Source organism: Pseudomonas auratipiscis, from assembly GCF_036324085.1.
Lineage (GTDB): Bacteria > Pseudomonadota > Gammaproteobacteria > Pseudomonadales > Pseudomonadaceae > Aquipseudomonas > Aquipseudomonas auratipiscis.
This window is the reverse complement of the sequence record NZ_JAZDCU010000022.1, coordinates 13,010-27,856: the sequence shown is the minus strand read 5'-3', so window position 1 is coordinate 27,856 and position 14,847 is coordinate 13,010. Positions and strand designations below refer to the sequence as shown.

The window sequence follows — 14,847 nt, the reverse complement described above, 5'->3', positions numbered from 1 at the left end:
GTTGCAAGATGGCCGATCCGTTCGACAAGGCAACCTCCAAGGCCCCGCCAGTTCTCGGCGAGGGCTGTTCGAGCCGTTACGATCCAGAAGCCCTGGACAGTGAAGACGGCACCGATTTTCCCGGTGCCGCCGAACTCTGGGAGAAGCAATCGGCTAACGACGTGCCCGAGCCTGATTGAAGCGCCAGCGCGCCAGCAAGGGTCTGCCCAGCAGGCACAGGAATACCGGGCCACCGGCCAGCAAGTAGAAGTAATACGTCACCACCCGCCAGATCAGAATTGCAGCCGCCGCTGTAGATTTGCCTACCAGCGGGGTCAACAAGGCTGCCGAGGTCAGTTCTGCGGCACCGGCACCGCCTGGCAACAGGCTGAACTGGCCGGCGCTTAGCGAGAGCATCTGGACCAGAAAACTCAGCATCCATTGCAGGTCCACCCCAAGCCCGCGCAAGGCCAGATACAGCACGCTGTAACGCAATCCCCAGTGTACGCAGGTCAGGGCGAACACCAGTGCCAGCGTTCGCTTTGGCAGGCGCCAGGTGTCGGCCAACGCGCGAAAAAAGTGCAGTATCTTGCAGGTCCAGCGACGTCGACGCGAGGTTGATACCTTGAGTTTTCTTAGCAGGCGGCCGCTCAAGCGCAGCATTGGACGTCGGTATCCCAGAACCAGAACAACCCCAGCCAGTACCGCGACCATCAGTGCGGCGCTGCTGGCGAGCAGCCCCTCCAGGTTGCGACTGATGCTGTGAAATACGGAATACCCAGCGATTGCGAGCATGGCGCAGAGAAAAAAGACCAGGTCATTGATCTGGTCGGCGGCGAATACGGCGCCGCTACGCGCAGGCCTGATGCGATCCTGCGCCAATAGCGCCATCAAAGCCAGAGGACCGCCGCTGCCACCGGGGGTGGTACAGATGGCGAACTCGGTGGCCATGATTACTCCCAGGCTACGTATCCGCCCCAGTTTTTCGCCCTGACTCCCCAGGAGCAGACGCAAGCGCATGGCATTGATGATCCAGCACACGAGAATCATACCCAGCAGACCGAGCATCAGGCTCGGGGCGAAGCTGCGCAGGCGTATCAGTAGATCGCTACCGCCCAGCAAGGTTGGCACCAGCAGCGCCATGACCAGGGCCAGGAGCAACCAGAGCAGGCGGTTCACCTGGCCGGCCTGCTGGAGAGCCAGGCGGATTTGGTCAGCGGCGTGCGGCCCTGTCGCATCAAGTGCTGCAAGGTTTGCAGCCAGTAGTGGCGGGAGAAGCTGTGGCGCATATCCACCGGGTGCAAGCCCAGGCGTATCACCGGTGCCTGCTGCAAGTGCCAGGCGTGCAGGTCGCAGGCAACCTTGGATAGGCCGCGACGCCAGGCACTGCGCGCGCTCCACACTAGGCCAGGGGCCTTGATAGGGGTGAATGCTGGCAAGCGATACAAATAACGCGGGTCGCTGGTGTACTGCAAGGGCAGTCTGCGCAATGCCTGGCGGGTGCCTTCGCTCATTAGCCAGGCCGGCGCGACAAAGCCTGCCAGGGGCCAGTCGAATTGGCGGAACACGTCCATGCCGGCCTCCAGACGTTCGAGTGCCGCAGCCTGGTCCAGGCTGTAGAACTCACCTTCGTGTGTGTATATCCGCCGCATGAAATAGTCTCGCACCGAGCGGGGCGCTGGGCTGTCGTCAGCATGGTAGAAACCGTGCAGCACGAGCTCGTCGCCACGGCGCAGGCGCAGGTCTAGCACGCGTCGCAAGCGACTGGACCGTGCCAGCGGATCGCGCTGGTGGAAGTCAGGAACCACCAGCCATGTCATGGGGATATCGCCTAAGGCGTCCACGGCCTCCACGAACGGTTGGTAGTCCGGCCAGGTGTGTGGTGCTACGTCATGCAGCACCAGCAGCAGACTCTGCCCGCCTTGGTTTGCAGCGGGCTCAAGCATGGGTTCGTACCTGCAGCTCATGGCCCAGAACGGCGCGGTAGTGGGCCAGCAAGCCATTGACCACGCTGTCCCAGGCGTAGTGTTGCTCGACGTGGCGACGCGCCTGCTGGCCGAGCTGCACCGCACCCTCTTCGAAGACTTCACGTACTGCCTTGGCCATGGCCTGGCCATCGTTGGGCGTACACAACCGACCAAAACGGTCGTCGACAATCTCCCTGAATGCGCCTGCGGCCACCGCAATTACCGGGATTGCGCTGGCCATGGCTTCGAGTATGACCAGGCCGAAAGTTTCCTGGTCGCCAGCATGGACCAGGGCATCGGCACTGGCCAGCAAGCGACCGACTTCGTGGGCCGGACAGAAGTGGTCGATGACGCTGACGTTGGCTGGCACGTTGGAAGGCATGTGCGAGCCTACCAACAGCAAGTGGTAGTGCCTGCCGAGGCGTTTCATGCAATCCAGCAGTACAGGAAGGTTCTTTTCCCGCGAGCCACGGCCGGCAAACACCAATAAGTGGGTGTTGTCAGCGATGTGCAGTTGGCGGCGCAGATCGTCGTCGTGGTGCTCTGGATTGAAGGTGGCAAGGTCTACGCCCAGGCGCTGGACATGAACATTGCCCACGCCCAGGCCGCGAAGTTTGTTGGCCATTACCAGGCTGGGGGCCAAGACCCGGTCGAAGTTGCCATACAGCTTGCTGACATAGGCCTCGACATTGGGGGTGAACCAGTTGCCCATGCGGTTGCTGACCAACAGCGGCAGGTCCGAGTGGTAGAAGCCGATCACCGGTACGTCGAGCTGGCGCCGCGCATCCAGTGCGGCCCAGGCAGTGAGGTAAGGGTCACCGACTTCGATCAGGTCCGGTTGCAGGTCCTGGAGAATGTTGCGCCAGGGTGCCAGGCGCAGGGGAAAGCGGTAGCCGTTTCCGAACGGCAGTGCGGGGGCCGGGACCTGATAGATACCATTGGCATGTTGGGGGCTGGCACCGGGGATCAGTAGGCTGTGACGGACACCGGGGGTGTGGTCCAGGCGGCGATGTTTGGCATCAAGATAAGTACGCACCCCGCCACTGGCCGGGGCGTAGAACATGGTGATGTCAGCGATGTGCACGATCAGCATCCCTCCAAGATCGTCTCCAGGGTGTGTCATCGGGGGTTGCTGCCCGGTGACGTACCTAAAGGTGGACCTCTATGAAGGATAGTTTGTTCGATCGCGCTGCGAGGGGAGGGGCAGCGGCGTGCGCCGCTGCCCGAGGACATTCAGATGCGGAAACTGCCGACCAGATGTTTCAGGCGCGTGGCCTGTTGCTCGAGGTCGGCACAAGCGCGCAGGGTCGACTGCAGGTTTTCCACGCCTTCCTGGTTGAGCATGTTGATCTCGTTGATGTCCATGTTGATCGAATCGACCACGGCAGTTTGCTCTTCGGTAGCGGTAGCCACTGATTGGTTCATGCCGTCGATCTCGCCGATGCGCAGGGTGACGCTGCCCAGGCGCTCACCGGCCTGATTGGCGATTTCGACGCTGTCCTGGCTGTGGCGCTGGCTCTGGCCCATGGTGTCGACCGACTCGCGGGCTCCCACTTGCAGCTCCTCGATCATGTTCTGTACTTGTTGCGCAGACTCCTGGGTACGGTGGGCGAGGTTGCGCACCTCATCGGCGACCACGGCGAAACCTCGACCGGCTTCACCCGCCCGGGCAGCTTCGATTGCAGCGTTGAGTGCGAGCAGGTTGGTCTGCTGGGAGATGCTGGTGATCACTTCGAGGATCTGGCCGATATTCACGGTCTTGCTGTTGAGCGTCTCGATGTGCGAACTGGAGGTGCAGATCAAATCCGACAGGCGGTTCATCGCGGCAATACTGCGATCGACCACCTGCTGGCCCTCTTCGGCCAGATGACGCGCCGAACTTGCTTGCTGCGAGGCCTGGGCGGCGTTGTGGGCGATTTCCTGGGCAGCGGCGCCAAGCTGGTTGATTGCGGCAGCGACGCTGTTGGTCCGATTGGATTGCTCGTCGGAGTTGACCATCGAGGAGTTCGAGGCGCTGACCACGCGCAGCGCCACTTCGTTGACCTGTTCGGTGGCCGAAGACACTTCGCGGATCGAGGTATGAATACGCTCTACAAAGCGGTTGAAAGCAGTGCCGAGGATGCCGAATTCGTCCTGGCTGTGCAGGGTCAGGCGTTTGGTCAGATCACCTTCGCCTTCGGCGATGTCTTCCATGGCCCGGGTCATGGTATGCAATGGTTGCAACAACACCCGAATCAACAGGCCGAGCAGGCCGATGATGATGACCACTGCAACCAGCGTGGCGATCACCGCTGAAGTGCGGAATGTGCTGAGCATTGCGTAGGCTTTGTCTTTTTCGACGGACAGGCCGATGTACCAGTTGGCAGACGGCAGGCCTTTGACCGGGGCGAAGGTCAACAAGCGGGTCTGGCCGTTGATCTGCACCTCGCTGAGGTCCTTGGTCAGGCGTGGGGTATTCTGCGGGAACAGGTCTGAAAGCGACTTCATCACCAGGTTCTTGTCTGGGTGAACCAGAATCTTGCCTTGGTCGTTGACCAGGAAGGCATAGCCCATGCCGCCAAAGTTCAGCGAGTTGATGATTTCGGTGAGACCATCAAGTGCCAGGTCGCCGCCGACGACCCCGACGTTACGCGCGGCAGTGGCCACGACAGAAATAACCATTTTGCCGGTGCTGACATCAATATAGGGTTCAGTGAGGATTGGGCCATTGGCGGCCATGCCGTCTTTGTACCAGGGACGCACACGTGGATCGTAGCCATCCGGCATTTTGGTTTGAGGGCGAATGGTGAAGCCACCGTTGACGTCTCCCAGATAGACAGTCAGAAAGCTTGAAACCAGCGCTTGTTGGCCGAGCAAGGTGCCAACATTCTCTGCACCGGGAAACGCAGCAATGTTCTGTGCCACGTTTTGTACTAGCAAAATACGCCCATCGAACAGGTTCTTAATATTGGTTGAGGTGGTATCGCCCATCTCTGCCAGATAACGTTCCAGATCCTCTCGAATTGCATTGCGCTGTAGGTAATCGTTGTACAAAGTGAAGAGTGTGAAAGCGATCATGACGATCAAAGAAGCGGCCAGAAGGATCTTGTGGCTGAATCGGAGGTTTTTATTCATAACGAGTTTGTCCGCTAAGGTTTGTTATCCGGGTCGTTCGCACAAAGAACAGTTTGAAAGCAGTGCAGGTCCCCTTTCCTTGTCGGGCTTATCCTGTCTTTCTGATGGTCTATCGCTAATGAGATATCGGCCGATTCGAGCCAAAGCTTAAATAGAGGGTGAAAAAACATGCCTGACTTTTCGCAGTTCATTCTTGGTGCCGATCCGGCCGGTCAACCGGTAGCTCAAGCTATGCGTCTGGCCAACCGTCACGGCCTGGTTGCCGGCGCTACCGGCACAGGTAAGACGGTGACCTTGCAACATATGGCCGAGGCGTTCAGCGATGCTGGAGTCGCTGTGTTCGCCGCCGACGTCAAAGGTGACCTGTGTGGCTTGGGCGCCATCGGCAACCCCCAGGGCAAAGTGGCAGAGCGCATTGCCACAATGCCGTGGCTCGAGTATCGGGCGCAGGCATACCCCGTCAGCCTCTGGGATATTCATGGGCAGACTGGCCACCCCTTGCGTACCACCCTCAGTGAGATGGGGCCTTTGTTGCTGGGGAACCTGTTGGAACTGACCGACAGCCAGCAGGCAGCACTTTATGCAGCATTCAAGGTGGCTGATCGAGAAGGTCTGCTGCTGCTCGACATCAAGGACCTCAAGGCACTTCTTGCGCACCTCAAGGACAACCCGCAGTTGCTGGGTGATGACAGCGCGCTGATGACAACCGGTTCCAGTCAGGCACTGTTAAGGCGCTTGGCTACCCTGGAGCAACAAGGAGCCGAAGCCTTGTTTGGTGAGCCGGCGTTGCAATTGGAGGATCTGCTGCACCCCGATGCCGATGGTCGGGGGCGTATTCACTTGCTCGACGCCAGCCGGCTGGTTCACGAGGCGCCGAAGGTCTATGCGACATTCTTGTTATGGCTTCTGGCTGAGCTGTTCGAGCAGCTTCCTGAGCGCGGCGATGCCGACAAGCCTTTGCTGGCGCTGTTTTTCGACGAAGCGCACCTGCTCTTCAATGGCACGCCCAAGGCGTTGCAGGATCGCCTGGAGCAAGTGGTTCGCCTGATTCGCTCCAAAGGTGTGGGGGTGTACTTCGTCACTCAGTCGCCAAGTGATTTGCCAGACGATGTTCTGGCCCAGTTGGGTTTGCGGGTTCAGCACGGGCTGCGCGCTTTCACTGCCAAGGAGCAGAAGTCCTTGAAAGCCGTGGCTGAAGGCTTTCGTCCCAACCCTGATATCGACACCTTGAGTGTGTTGACTGAACTTGGGATCGGTGAGGCCTTGGTGGGTACTTTGCAGGAGAAGGGCACACCGGGCATGGTCCAGCGCGTCTTGATTGCCCCGCCACAATCGCGGATGGGGCCTTTGAGCGACTCTGAGCGCGCTGCACTGATCAAGGCCTCGCCGTTGGCCGGGCACTATGACAAGCCGGTGGATCGCGAATCAGCCTACGAAATGCTCACGGCTCGCAAAGGTAGTGCCGCGGTGCCCGAACAGGCGCCAGTTGCCGCCGAGGAGAGTTTTGCCGACAAGGCCGGAGAGTTTTTGCAGAGCGCGGCCGGACAAGCGATCAAGTCGGCGGTGCGCCAGGCAGCCAATCAGTTCGGGCGCCAGTTGGTGCGAGGCTTGATGGGGTCGTTACTAGGGGGCAGCAAGCGTCGCTAGCCTGTGCAACTTGTCGCTCATCTAGGCTGGGTGCATGGTTGACTGGGGAGGGAGTTTCACCGGGTTGCAAATACGAAAAAGGCGCCCAAGGCGCCTTTTTCAATGCAAGCTCGTTCAGACGATGTACTTGGTCGCCAACCAGAACAGGCCAGCCGACAGGGCCACGGTTGCAGGCAGGGTCAGGACCCAGGCCAGCAGGATGGTCTTGACGGTGCCACCTTGCAGGCCGCTTTTGTTTGCGACCATGGTACCGGCCACGCCCGAGGACAAGACATGAGTGGTCGATACCGGCAGGCTGAAAATGTTGGCCATGCCGATGGCGCAGGCAGCGGTGATTTGTGCCGACATGCCTTGGGCGTAAGTCATGCCCTGCTTGCCGATTTTCTCACCGATGGTCAGTACGACACGCTTCCAGCCAACCATGGTACCCAGGCCCAGGGCCAGGGCAACCGCGAGGATCACCCAGAACGGGGCGTACTCGGTAGTGGCCGTCAGGTCTTTGCGTAGCTTGTCCAGGTCAGCCTTTTCACGCGCTTGCAGGCCCGGCAGCTTGCCAACTTTCTTGGCCGTGTCGTCCAGGCAGAGGAGGTAACGACGTACTTCAACGCGTTTTTCCGGCGACAGCGAACGGTACTCGGTTACGCCTTTGAGCGAGTCGAGCAGGGCATTGATAGTTGGCTCGGTCTGCTGCGGGTTGCAACTGAACTGCTCCGGCAGATCGCCCGTCTGTGCCTTGCCCAGTGCCAGGAATTCACCCAGGGTAGCCTGGTTGCGCTGGTAGAACTGGTTAAGGTGCAGGGTAGCGTCGCGAGTACGCTCGATCTGGTAGGTAGTGCTGTTCAGGTCGAGAACGAACTGGGCTGGCACGATACCGATCAGTACCAGCATGATCAGGCCGATACCTTTCTGACCATCGTTGGAACCGTGCACGAAGCTCACGGCCATGGCGGAAATCACCAGGACCAGGCGGTTCCAGAAGGGGGGGTGCTTCTTGTCGTCGAGCTTGCGACGTTGTTCTGGCGTCTTGTGCATCTTCGACAGTGGACGCCACCATTTCAGCCCGAGCAGAACCAGCGCAGCCACGGCGAAACCGGCCAGGGGCGAGAGCACCAGGGACATGCCGATATCGATAGCCTTCTGCCAGTTGACCCCATCACCCAACGGGATGTCGCTGATCAGGGCGTTGGCCAGGCCAACGCCGAGGATCGAGCCAATCAGGGTGTGGGAGCTGGAAGCCGGAATACCGAAGTACCAGGTGCCCAGGTTCCAGGCAATGGCGGCGGCGAGCAAAGAGAAAACCATGGCCAATCCATGACCGGTGTTAACGTTGATCAGCAGCTCCACCGGCAACAGGTGGACGATGGCATAGGCCACCCCGACACCGCCGAGCAGCACACCAAGGAAGTTGAACACCCCAGAAAAGAACACCGCCAGGTGCGGGGGCATGGCTTTGGTATAAATGACTGTAGCTACCGCGTTAGCGGTGTCATGAAAGCCATTGATGAACTCGAAGGCGAGTACGAAGGTCAAAGCGAGCAGCAAGCTCACCAGTACCCAAGCATCAAGTCCGCTGAATAAATCGATCATGAAGGTTTTCTGACCCGGTCATAAGGGGGCGCGATTATGCCAGAAATCCCGGTTAATCGATGCACCCGCCGCTGACCGGTCTTGGCCGTTTTGGCGCTTTTCCAGACAACTATGTGGCGGAAAACCCCCGGTAAATGACCGCTAAATTCGGTAAAAATCGAGAAAATATAAGGGTTTACGTAATATTTTTGCTGGCATTAAAGATTCAAACGGTCGTATGAAATTTGTGAAATTCCATTTCCGCCTTCTGCACATGCTGTAATGGTCTGCCTTCAGGGACCGCCGTCAGACACCCGCAATCCGCCTGCTTGAAGCAGGCGGTAAGCGCGACAGCTGCTATGGCTCGTCAGGCTTGAGCTCTTTTTCGATCTTCTGCAGTTCCTGGGCAAACGCCTGGTCCAGAATACTTGCACGTTTGCGCCAAGGCTTGCGCTCTGGGTCGGGTTGTGCGGCGTAGGTGGTGACTTCCCCGCCATAAACTTCCTTGTAACGTTGCTCCTGGCGCTCAAGTTCCGCGCGCAGTTCGTCTTTCGTCACAGTGCTACCTGTTGGTTATGAATAAACTCTGGCGTTAACGCATGCGGGGCTTTGTTAAAGCACACCGTGCACACGGCTACGCAGCCAGAGCGTGATTACTGTCGCAGCAACAGTAGTTATGAATAGGCAAGTCTATGCATATAGCAGAGTTTTCAAACATCTGGACTTGCATCAAGGCCACACCTGATAGGCCATCAGGTCAGCGCAGAATGGAACCTGCAACTAGCTGTCGACCCAGGCGTGGAACTTGATTATAGCAAGCAAGTTCTATCGCCGTGTAACTCTGTTGTTTCAGTAGTGACAACAAAGACCGGCATTTGTTGCGGGTTTGTTAAATAGCTGTGTCATTTCGCTTAAAGGCTTGCTGCCAGCGAAAGTTCTTCAGCGCCTGTTAACAGACTGCCGTCACGACCAGGGGAAGGAAAAACGGCCTCGCTTCGTGGGCAAGGCCGTGCCTGGGACTTCTACGGTGGGTACCTGACCAGTCTCTCCAAGAAGCCACATGGTGGCGGTAGAAAGGTATAAGCAATTGAGGGTGGCGGTCAATTGCGATTATCGGTCGATGGTTCGATAATCGCACCACTGACCGTGTTGTCGAGATGAACCATGACAGAAGAAACCCCGCCCAAAGCGCCTGGATTGAACGATGAGGTACGCAGTTCGTTTGCGTCTCTAGCACCGCCCATCGTTGCCTCGCCGGCAAAGCGCATACAGGCGTTTACCGGCGATCCGGATTTCATGACCTCGCTGGCCCGTGGGCTGGCGGTGGTTCAGGCGTTCCAGGAGCGCAAGCGTCATTTGACCATCGCGCAGATCAGCCACCGCACAGAAATTCCACGTGCTGCGGTGCGCCGTTGCCTGCATACCTTGATCAAACTGGGCTACGCCACTACTGATGGACGTACCTATTCACTCCTGCCCAAAGTCTTGACCCTTGGTCACGCGTATCTGTCCTCCACACCATTGGCGGTGTCGGCCCAGCCGTATCTGGATCGAATGAGTGATCAATTGCACGAGGCCTGCAACATGGCCACGCTCGAAGGCGACGACATCCTTTATATAGCTCGCTCGGCTACGGTGCAGCGCTTGATTTCAGTGGACCTCTCGGTCGGGGGGCGTCTGCCGGCCTATTGCACGTCCATGGGCCGCATTCTCTTGGCGGCGCTGGATGACGCAACGCTGCATGAATACCTGGAGCATGCCGACCTGCAGGCCAAGACCAGTCGTACCATTCATGATCCGGCGGCGCTGCTTGAGTGTTTGCAGCAGGTCCGTCAGCAGGGCTGGTGTGTGGTTGACCAGGAGTTGGAGCAAGGCCTGCGTTCGATAGCCGTACCGGTCTACGATGCATCCGGGCAGGTGCTGGCGGCGCTGAACGTCAGTACCCATGCCGGTCGAGTCAGCCGTACCGAACTCGAGCAGCGCTTCTTGCCGATCATGATCGCCGCCAGTCGCGACTTGAGTACCCAGTTGTTTGCCTGACACCGCACGTTCCTGTTCGATAAACGCACAGTGTTGCGTTTACCGAATTGCGTCGCTTTCGGCCTGTTATTAATGTCCTTCGCACACCGATCGGTCTGTCCCGATCGGCTGTGGCGATCACGCGCGCACCCGCACATTTGCGCGCTTCTACTGGATAAAAATAATGAACAGTCCACAAGCTGCTGTCGGAAACTGCCTTGATGTGCAGTCTTTCATCAATACACAACCCCTGTCGCGCTACCAATGGCGCGTGGTGATTCTGTGCTTCCTTATTGTTTTTCTCGATGGACTGGATACCGCAGCCATGGGCTTTATTGCCCCGGCGCTGTCCCTGGATTGGGGTATCGACCGCGCCAGCCTGGGCCCGGTCATGAGCGCGGCGCTGATTGGTATGGTTTTCGGCGCGCTGGGCTCGGGCCCCCTGGCCGACCGCTTTGGGCGCAAGGGGGTGCTGGTGGGCGCAGTGGTGGTGTTCGGCGCTTTCAGCCTGGCATCGGCCTACAGCACCAATGTCGATCAATTGCTGGTGCTGCGGTTTCTCACCGGCCTGGGGCTTGGCGCCGGTATGCCCAACGCCACCACACTGCTTTCCGAATACACCCCGGAACGACACAAGTCGCTGTTGGTCACCAGTATGTTCTGTGGTTTCAACCTGGGCATGGCCGGCGGTGGATTCATTTCGGCCAAGCTGATTCCGGCATTCGGCTGGCATAGTTTGCTGCTGATCGGTGGCCTTCTACCGCTGTTGCTGGCCGTGGTCCTGGTGTTCTGGTTGCCAGAGTCTGCGCGCTTTCTGGTGGTGCGCAACCGTGGTACCGATAAGGTTCGCAAGACCCTGACGCCGATCGATCCGGCCATTGTCGGCCAGGCATCGAGTTTCAGCGTGCCGGAACAGAACTCGGTGAAAGCTCGCAATGTCCTTGCGGTGATTTTCTCCGGCACTTATAGCGCCGGCACCTTATTGTTGTGGCTGACGTATTTCATGGGCCTGGTGATTGTCTACCTGCTCACCAGTTGGTTGCCAACGCTAATGCGCGACAGTGGCGCGAGCATGGAGCAGGCAGCATTTATTGGTGCCTTGTTCCAGTTCGGCGGGGTGCTCAGCGCGGTAGTCGTGGGTTGGGCCATGGACCGCTTTAACCCGCACAAGGTTATCGGCACTTTCTATCTGCTTGCAGGGGTGTTTGCCTACGCGGTGGGGCAGAGCCTTGGCAACATCACCGTGTTGGCGACGCTGGTGTTGATCGCCGGTATGTGCGTCAACGGTGCGCAATCGGCAATGCCTTCGCTGGCCGCGCGTTTCTATCCGACCCAAGGCCGCGCCACGGGCGTGTCATGGATGCTTGGCATCGGTCGTTTCGGCGCCATTCTCGGTGCCTGGATGGGCGCGACCCTGCTGGGGTTGGGCTGGAATTTCGAACAGGTGCTCACCGCGCTGGTGATCCCGGCGGCACTCGCCACCCTGGCAGTGATTATCAAGGGCATGGTCAGCCACGCTGACGCAACTTGAGTGGCGGACTGCTGCTGCGAAATTGTTTAGCAGGGTAACAATTTGTTCGATAATCGAACAGTTAGTCGATTATCGGATTGTACCGGCTCCAGCCCCGTCTTAATCTGAAGTCCTACCGGCGCCGCGCCAGGCGCCTTGCACACCGACCTCGACTCAGCATATCCAGGAGTCTGCAATGGCTGAAATTCTCTCGCTCCACGACGCCGTGAAGCAATTCGTCCATGACGGTGACAGTGTCGCCCTCGAAGGCTTTACGCATTTGATTCCGACTGCCGCCGGGCATGAAATCATTCGTCAGGGCAAGAAAGATCTGACCCTGGTACGTATGACTCCTGACTTGATTTACGATCAACTGATCGGCGCCGGCTGTGCTCGCAAACTGATTTTCTCCTGGGGTGGCAACCCCGGTGTCGGCTCGTTGCACCGTTTGCGCGATGCCGTCGAAAAGCAATGGCCGCAGGCGATGGAAATCGAAGAGCACAGCCATGCCGACCTGGCCAACGCCTATGTTGCCGGTGCCTCGGGCCTGCCTTTTGCTGTGTTGCGCGCTTATGCCGGCTCCGATCTGCCCAAGGTCAACCCGCTGATTAAGAGCGTGACCTGCCCGTTTACCGGTGAAGTGCTTGCCGCCGTTCCTTCGGTTCGCCCGGATGTCACCGTGATTCACGCACAGAAGGCCGACCGCAAAGGCAACGTGCTGCTCTGGGGCATCCTTGGTGTACAGAAAGAGGCAGCACTGGCGGCCAAGCGTTGCATCGTCACTGTCGAAGAAATTGTCGATGACCTCAAGGCGCCGATGAACGCCTGTGTGCTGCCTACCTGGGCACTTTCGGCGGTCTGTCTGGTGCCTGGCGGTGCGCACCCATCCTACGCGCATGGCTATTACGAGCGAGACAATCGTTTCTACCAGGCCTGGGATCCGATTGCGCGCAATCGCGAGGTCTTCACCGCCTGGATCGACGAATACATTCGCGGCACCGCCGATTTCAATGAATTCAAGGCAAAACTGGCCAGCGCTTCGGAGGCTGCACAATGAGCTACTCCACCAATGAAATGATGACCGTCGCCGCAGCCCGTCGTCTGCGCAATGGTGCCGTGTGCTTCGTGGGCATTGGCCTGCCGTCCAAGGCTGCCAACCTGGCGCGGCTGACGTCTTCTCCGGATGTGGTACTGATCTATGAATCCGGTCCGATTGGCGCCAAACCCAGTGTCCTGCCGCTCTCGATTGGTGACGGTGAGTTGGCCGAAACTGCCGACACTGTGGTGCCGACCGGCGAAATCTTCCGTTACTGGTTGCAGGGTGGGCGTATCGATGTGGGCTTTCTGGGCGCAGCTCAAGTGGACCGCTTCGGCAACATCAATACCACGGTAGTCGGTGATTACCATCAGCCTAAGGTGCGCTTGCCAGGTGCCGGTGGCGCGCCGGAGATTGCCGGCTCCGCCAAACAGGTGCTGATCATCCTCAAGCAGTCCAACCGTGCCTTCGTCGACAAGCTCGACTTCATTACCTCGGTCGGCCACGGCGAAGGTGGCGATTCCCGCAAGCGTCTGGGGCTGCCGGGCGACGGGCCGGTGGGAATCATCACCGACCTGTGCATCATGGAGCCGGAAGCGGATACCCATGAGTTCGTCGTGACCGCGATCCACCCTGGCGTGACCCGTGAGCAAGTTATTGCAGCCACTGGCTGGGCTATTCGTTTTGCCGATAACGTCCAGATCACCGCCGAACCGACTGAAGTCGAGCTCAGCGCCTTGCGTGACCTGGAAGCGCGTACCGCGGCCGCTCATGGCCAAGCGCCAGGAGAAGCATGATGCGTGAAGTATTTATCTGCGACGCCATTCGCACCCCCATTGGCCGTTTCGGCGGCGCCCTCGCCGGTGTACGTGCCGATGACCTGGCAGCCGTACCGATCAAGGCATTGATCGAGCGCAACCCGCAGGTGCATTGGGATCAGGTCGACGAAGTGTTCCTCGGCTGCGCCAACCAGGCCGGTGAAGACAACCGCAACGTTGCGCGAATGGCGCTGTTACTGGCCGGCCTGCCGGACAGCGTACCCGGGGTCACCCTCAACCGTCTTTGCGCCTCGGGCATGGACGCGGTCGGCACGGCATTTCGTGCCATTGCCAGCGGCGAAATGGAGTTGGCGATTGCCGGTGGCGTCGAGTCGATGTCACGCGCTCCGTTTGTCATGGGGAAGGCCGACAGTGCTTACTCGCGCAACATGAAGCTGGAAGACACCACCATTGGCTGGCGTTTCATCAATCCGTTGATGAAGGCCCAGTATGGCGTCGATGCCATGCCTCAGACGGCTGACAACGTCGCCGATGATTACCAAGTGTCGCGTGCCGACCAGGACGCCTTCGCCTTGCGCAGCCAGCAGCGAACCGCTGCCGCCCAGGCCGCAGGCTACTTTGCCGAAGAAATCGTCGCTGTGCATATCGCCCACAAAAAGGGCGAAACGTTGGTTGAGCAGGACGAGCATCCTCGAGCCGACACGACCCTCGAGGCTCTGACCCGCCTCAAACCGGTCAACGGCCCAGACAAAACCGTCACTGCCGGCAACGCTTCGGGGGTCAACGACGGCGCCGCCGCGCTGTTGTTGGCCTCGGCTGACGCGGTGAAAAAGCACGGCCTGACCCCGCGTGCGCGGATATTGGGTATGGCCAGTGCGGGCGTCGCCCCGCGCGTGATGGGCATTGGTCCGGTGCCCGCGGTGCGCAAACTGACCGAGCGTCTCGGTGTGGCGGTCAGTGATTTCGATGTGATTGAGCTGAACGAAGCCTTCGCCAGCCAAGGCTTGGCCGTGCTGCGTGAACTGGGGCTGGCCGATGATGCGCCACAGGTCAATCCTAATGGCGGCGCGATTGCCCTGGGGCACCCGCTGGGTATGAGTGGCGCGCGTTTGATCCTCACGGCCATGCATCAGTTGGAGAAAAGCGGCGGACGCAAAGGCCTGGCGACTATGTGTGTAGGCGTGGGTCAGGGCTTGGCTTTGGCTATCGAGCGGGTGTAATTCAATCCTC

Annotated in this window: 13 protein-coding genes and 1 pseudogene; 7 read left to right on the top strand and 7 right to left on the bottom strand. The window is 59.2% G+C overall.

The features are described 5' to 3' along the window. Positions 1 to 8: 8 nt before the first annotated feature. Positions 9 to 179 (top strand): hypothetical protein, encoded by a 171-nt coding sequence (locus tag V0R60_RS23500; RefSeq protein WP_168198436.1) that lies wholly within the window; start codon positions 9 to 11, stop codon positions 177 to 179. Here V0R60_RS23500 and V0R60_RS23495 read toward each other — a convergent pair. From V0R60_RS23495 to V0R60_RS27080, 5 genes and pseudogenes are all read right to left on the bottom strand, one after another. Further along, positions 154 to 1,158, bottom strand: coding sequence for a lysylphosphatidylglycerol synthase transmembrane domain-containing protein (locus V0R60_RS23495; protein WP_136474750.1), 1,005 nt, complete (start codon positions 1,156 to 1,158; stop codon positions 154 to 156). The genes V0R60_RS23500 and V0R60_RS23495 overlap by 26 nt on opposite strands. After that, positions 1,155 to 1,925 (bottom strand): DUF2334 domain-containing protein, encoded by a 771-nt coding sequence (locus V0R60_RS23490; RefSeq protein ID WP_136474751.1) that lies wholly within the window; start codon positions 1,923 to 1,925, stop codon positions 1,155 to 1,157. The genes V0R60_RS23495 and V0R60_RS23490 overlap by 4 nt, the downstream gene beginning before the upstream one ends. Next, the gene (locus V0R60_RS23485; protein ID WP_330080794.1) at positions 1,918 to 3,039 is read right to left on the bottom strand and encodes a glycosyltransferase family 4 protein; all 1,122 of its coding nucleotides are present in this window, start codon (positions 3,037 to 3,039) and stop codon (positions 1,918 to 1,920) included. Before V0R60_RS23485 ends, V0R60_RS23490 begins: the two co-directional genes overlap by 8 nt. A 140-nt stretch (positions 3,040 to 3,179) precedes the next feature. Beyond that, entirely contained in the window at positions 3,180 to 3,944 is a 765-nt protein-coding gene (locus V0R60_RS27085) for a methyl-accepting chemotaxis protein (protein ID WP_371922308.1), read from the bottom strand. 93 nt (positions 3,945 to 4,037) lie between these two features. Further along, a pseudogene (locus tag V0R60_RS27080) lies at positions 4,038 to 5,003 on the bottom strand (HAMP domain-containing protein); the annotation flags it as partial. Between the two features lie 225 nt (positions 5,004 to 5,228). On the opposite strand from V0R60_RS27080, the gene V0R60_RS23475 reads away from it, so the two are divergent. Beyond that, entirely contained in the window at positions 5,229 to 6,707 is a 1,479-nt protein-coding gene (locus V0R60_RS23475; protein WP_330080777.1) for a helicase HerA-like domain-containing protein, read from the top strand. A 114-nt stretch (positions 6,708 to 6,821) separates the two neighbouring features. On the opposite strand, the gene V0R60_RS23470 is transcribed toward V0R60_RS23475, so the two are convergent. Next, positions 6,822 to 8,294 (bottom strand): inorganic phosphate transporter, encoded by a 1,473-nt coding sequence (locus V0R60_RS23470; protein WP_136474754.1) that lies wholly within the window; start codon positions 8,292 to 8,294, stop codon positions 6,822 to 6,824. 336 nt (positions 8,295 to 8,630) lie between these two features. After that, the gene (locus V0R60_RS23465; protein WP_136474755.1) at positions 8,631 to 8,831 is read right to left on the bottom strand and encodes a hypothetical protein; all 201 of its coding nucleotides are present in this window, start codon (positions 8,829 to 8,831) and stop codon (positions 8,631 to 8,633) included. A 606-nt stretch (positions 8,832 to 9,437) separates the two neighbouring features. On the opposite strand from V0R60_RS23465, the gene pcaR reads away from it, so the two are divergent. From pcaR to pcaF, 5 genes are all read left to right on the top strand, one after another. Beyond that, positions 9,438 to 10,313: a pca regulon transcriptional regulator PcaR gene (gene pcaR, locus V0R60_RS23460; protein ID WP_178084171.1), complete on the top strand. Its 876-nt coding sequence runs from the start codon at positions 9,438 to 9,440 to the stop codon at positions 10,311 to 10,313. A 163-nt stretch (positions 10,314 to 10,476) separates the two neighbouring features. After that, positions 10,477 to 11,823 (top strand): MFS transporter, encoded by a 1,347-nt coding sequence (locus V0R60_RS23455; RefSeq protein ID WP_330080776.1) that lies wholly within the window; start codon positions 10,477 to 10,479, stop codon positions 11,821 to 11,823. A gap of 175 nt (positions 11,824 to 11,998) precedes the next feature. Beyond that, positions 11,999 to 12,859: a CoA transferase subunit A gene (locus tag V0R60_RS23450; protein WP_136474757.1), complete on the top strand. Its 861-nt coding sequence runs from the start codon at positions 11,999 to 12,001 to the stop codon at positions 12,857 to 12,859. Further along, entirely contained in the window at positions 12,856 to 13,635 is a 780-nt protein-coding gene (locus tag V0R60_RS23445) for a CoA-transferase subunit beta (protein WP_136474758.1), read from the top strand. The genes V0R60_RS23450 and V0R60_RS23445 overlap by 4 nt, the downstream gene beginning before the upstream one ends. Then, a complete protein-coding gene (gene pcaF / locus V0R60_RS23440) occupies positions 13,632 to 14,837 on the top strand; it encodes a 3-oxoadipyl-CoA thiolase (protein WP_330080775.1) in 1,206 nt (401 codons plus the stop codon). Before V0R60_RS23445 ends, pcaF begins: the two co-directional genes overlap by 4 nt. Positions 14,838 to 14,847 lie beyond the last annotated feature (10 nt).

Bases quoted from the DNA above. Each gene is read 5' to 3' on its own strand.
- V0R60_RS23500 (WP_168198436.1), top strand. From the start codon at position 9: ATGGCCGATCCGTTCGACAAGGCAACCTCCAAGGCCCCGCCAGTTCTC.
- V0R60_RS23490 (WP_136474751.1), bottom strand. From the start codon at position 1,925: ATGCTTGAGCCCGCTGCAAACCAAGGCGGGCAGAGTCTGCTGCTGGTG.
- V0R60_RS23485 (WP_330080794.1), bottom strand. From the start codon at position 3,039: ATGCTGATCGTGCACATCGCTGACATCACCATGTTCTACGCCCCGGCC.
- V0R60_RS27085 (WP_371922308.1), bottom strand. From the start codon at position 3,944: ATGGTCAACTCCGACGAGCAATCCAATCGGACCAACAGCGTCGCTGCC.
- V0R60_RS23475 (WP_330080777.1), top strand. From the start codon at position 5,229: ATGCCTGACTTTTCGCAGTTCATTCTTGGTGCCGATCCGGCCGGTCAA.
- V0R60_RS23470 (WP_136474754.1), bottom strand. From the start codon at position 8,294: ATGATCGATTTATTCAGCGGACTTGATGCTTGGGTACTGGTGAGCTTG.
- pcaR (WP_178084171.1), top strand. From the start codon at position 9,438: ATGACAGAAGAAACCCCGCCCAAAGCGCCTGGATTGAACGATGAGGTA.
- V0R60_RS23455 (WP_330080776.1), top strand. From the start codon at position 10,477: ATGAACAGTCCACAAGCTGCTGTCGGAAACTGCCTTGATGTGCAGTCT.
- V0R60_RS23450 (WP_136474757.1), top strand. From the start codon at position 11,999: ATGGCTGAAATTCTCTCGCTCCACGACGCCGTGAAGCAATTCGTCCAT.
- V0R60_RS23445 (WP_136474758.1), top strand. From the start codon at position 12,856: ATGAGCTACTCCACCAATGAAATGATGACCGTCGCCGCAGCCCGTCGT.
- pcaF (WP_330080775.1), top strand. From the start codon at position 13,632: ATGATGCGTGAAGTATTTATCTGCGACGCCATTCGCACCCCCATTGGC.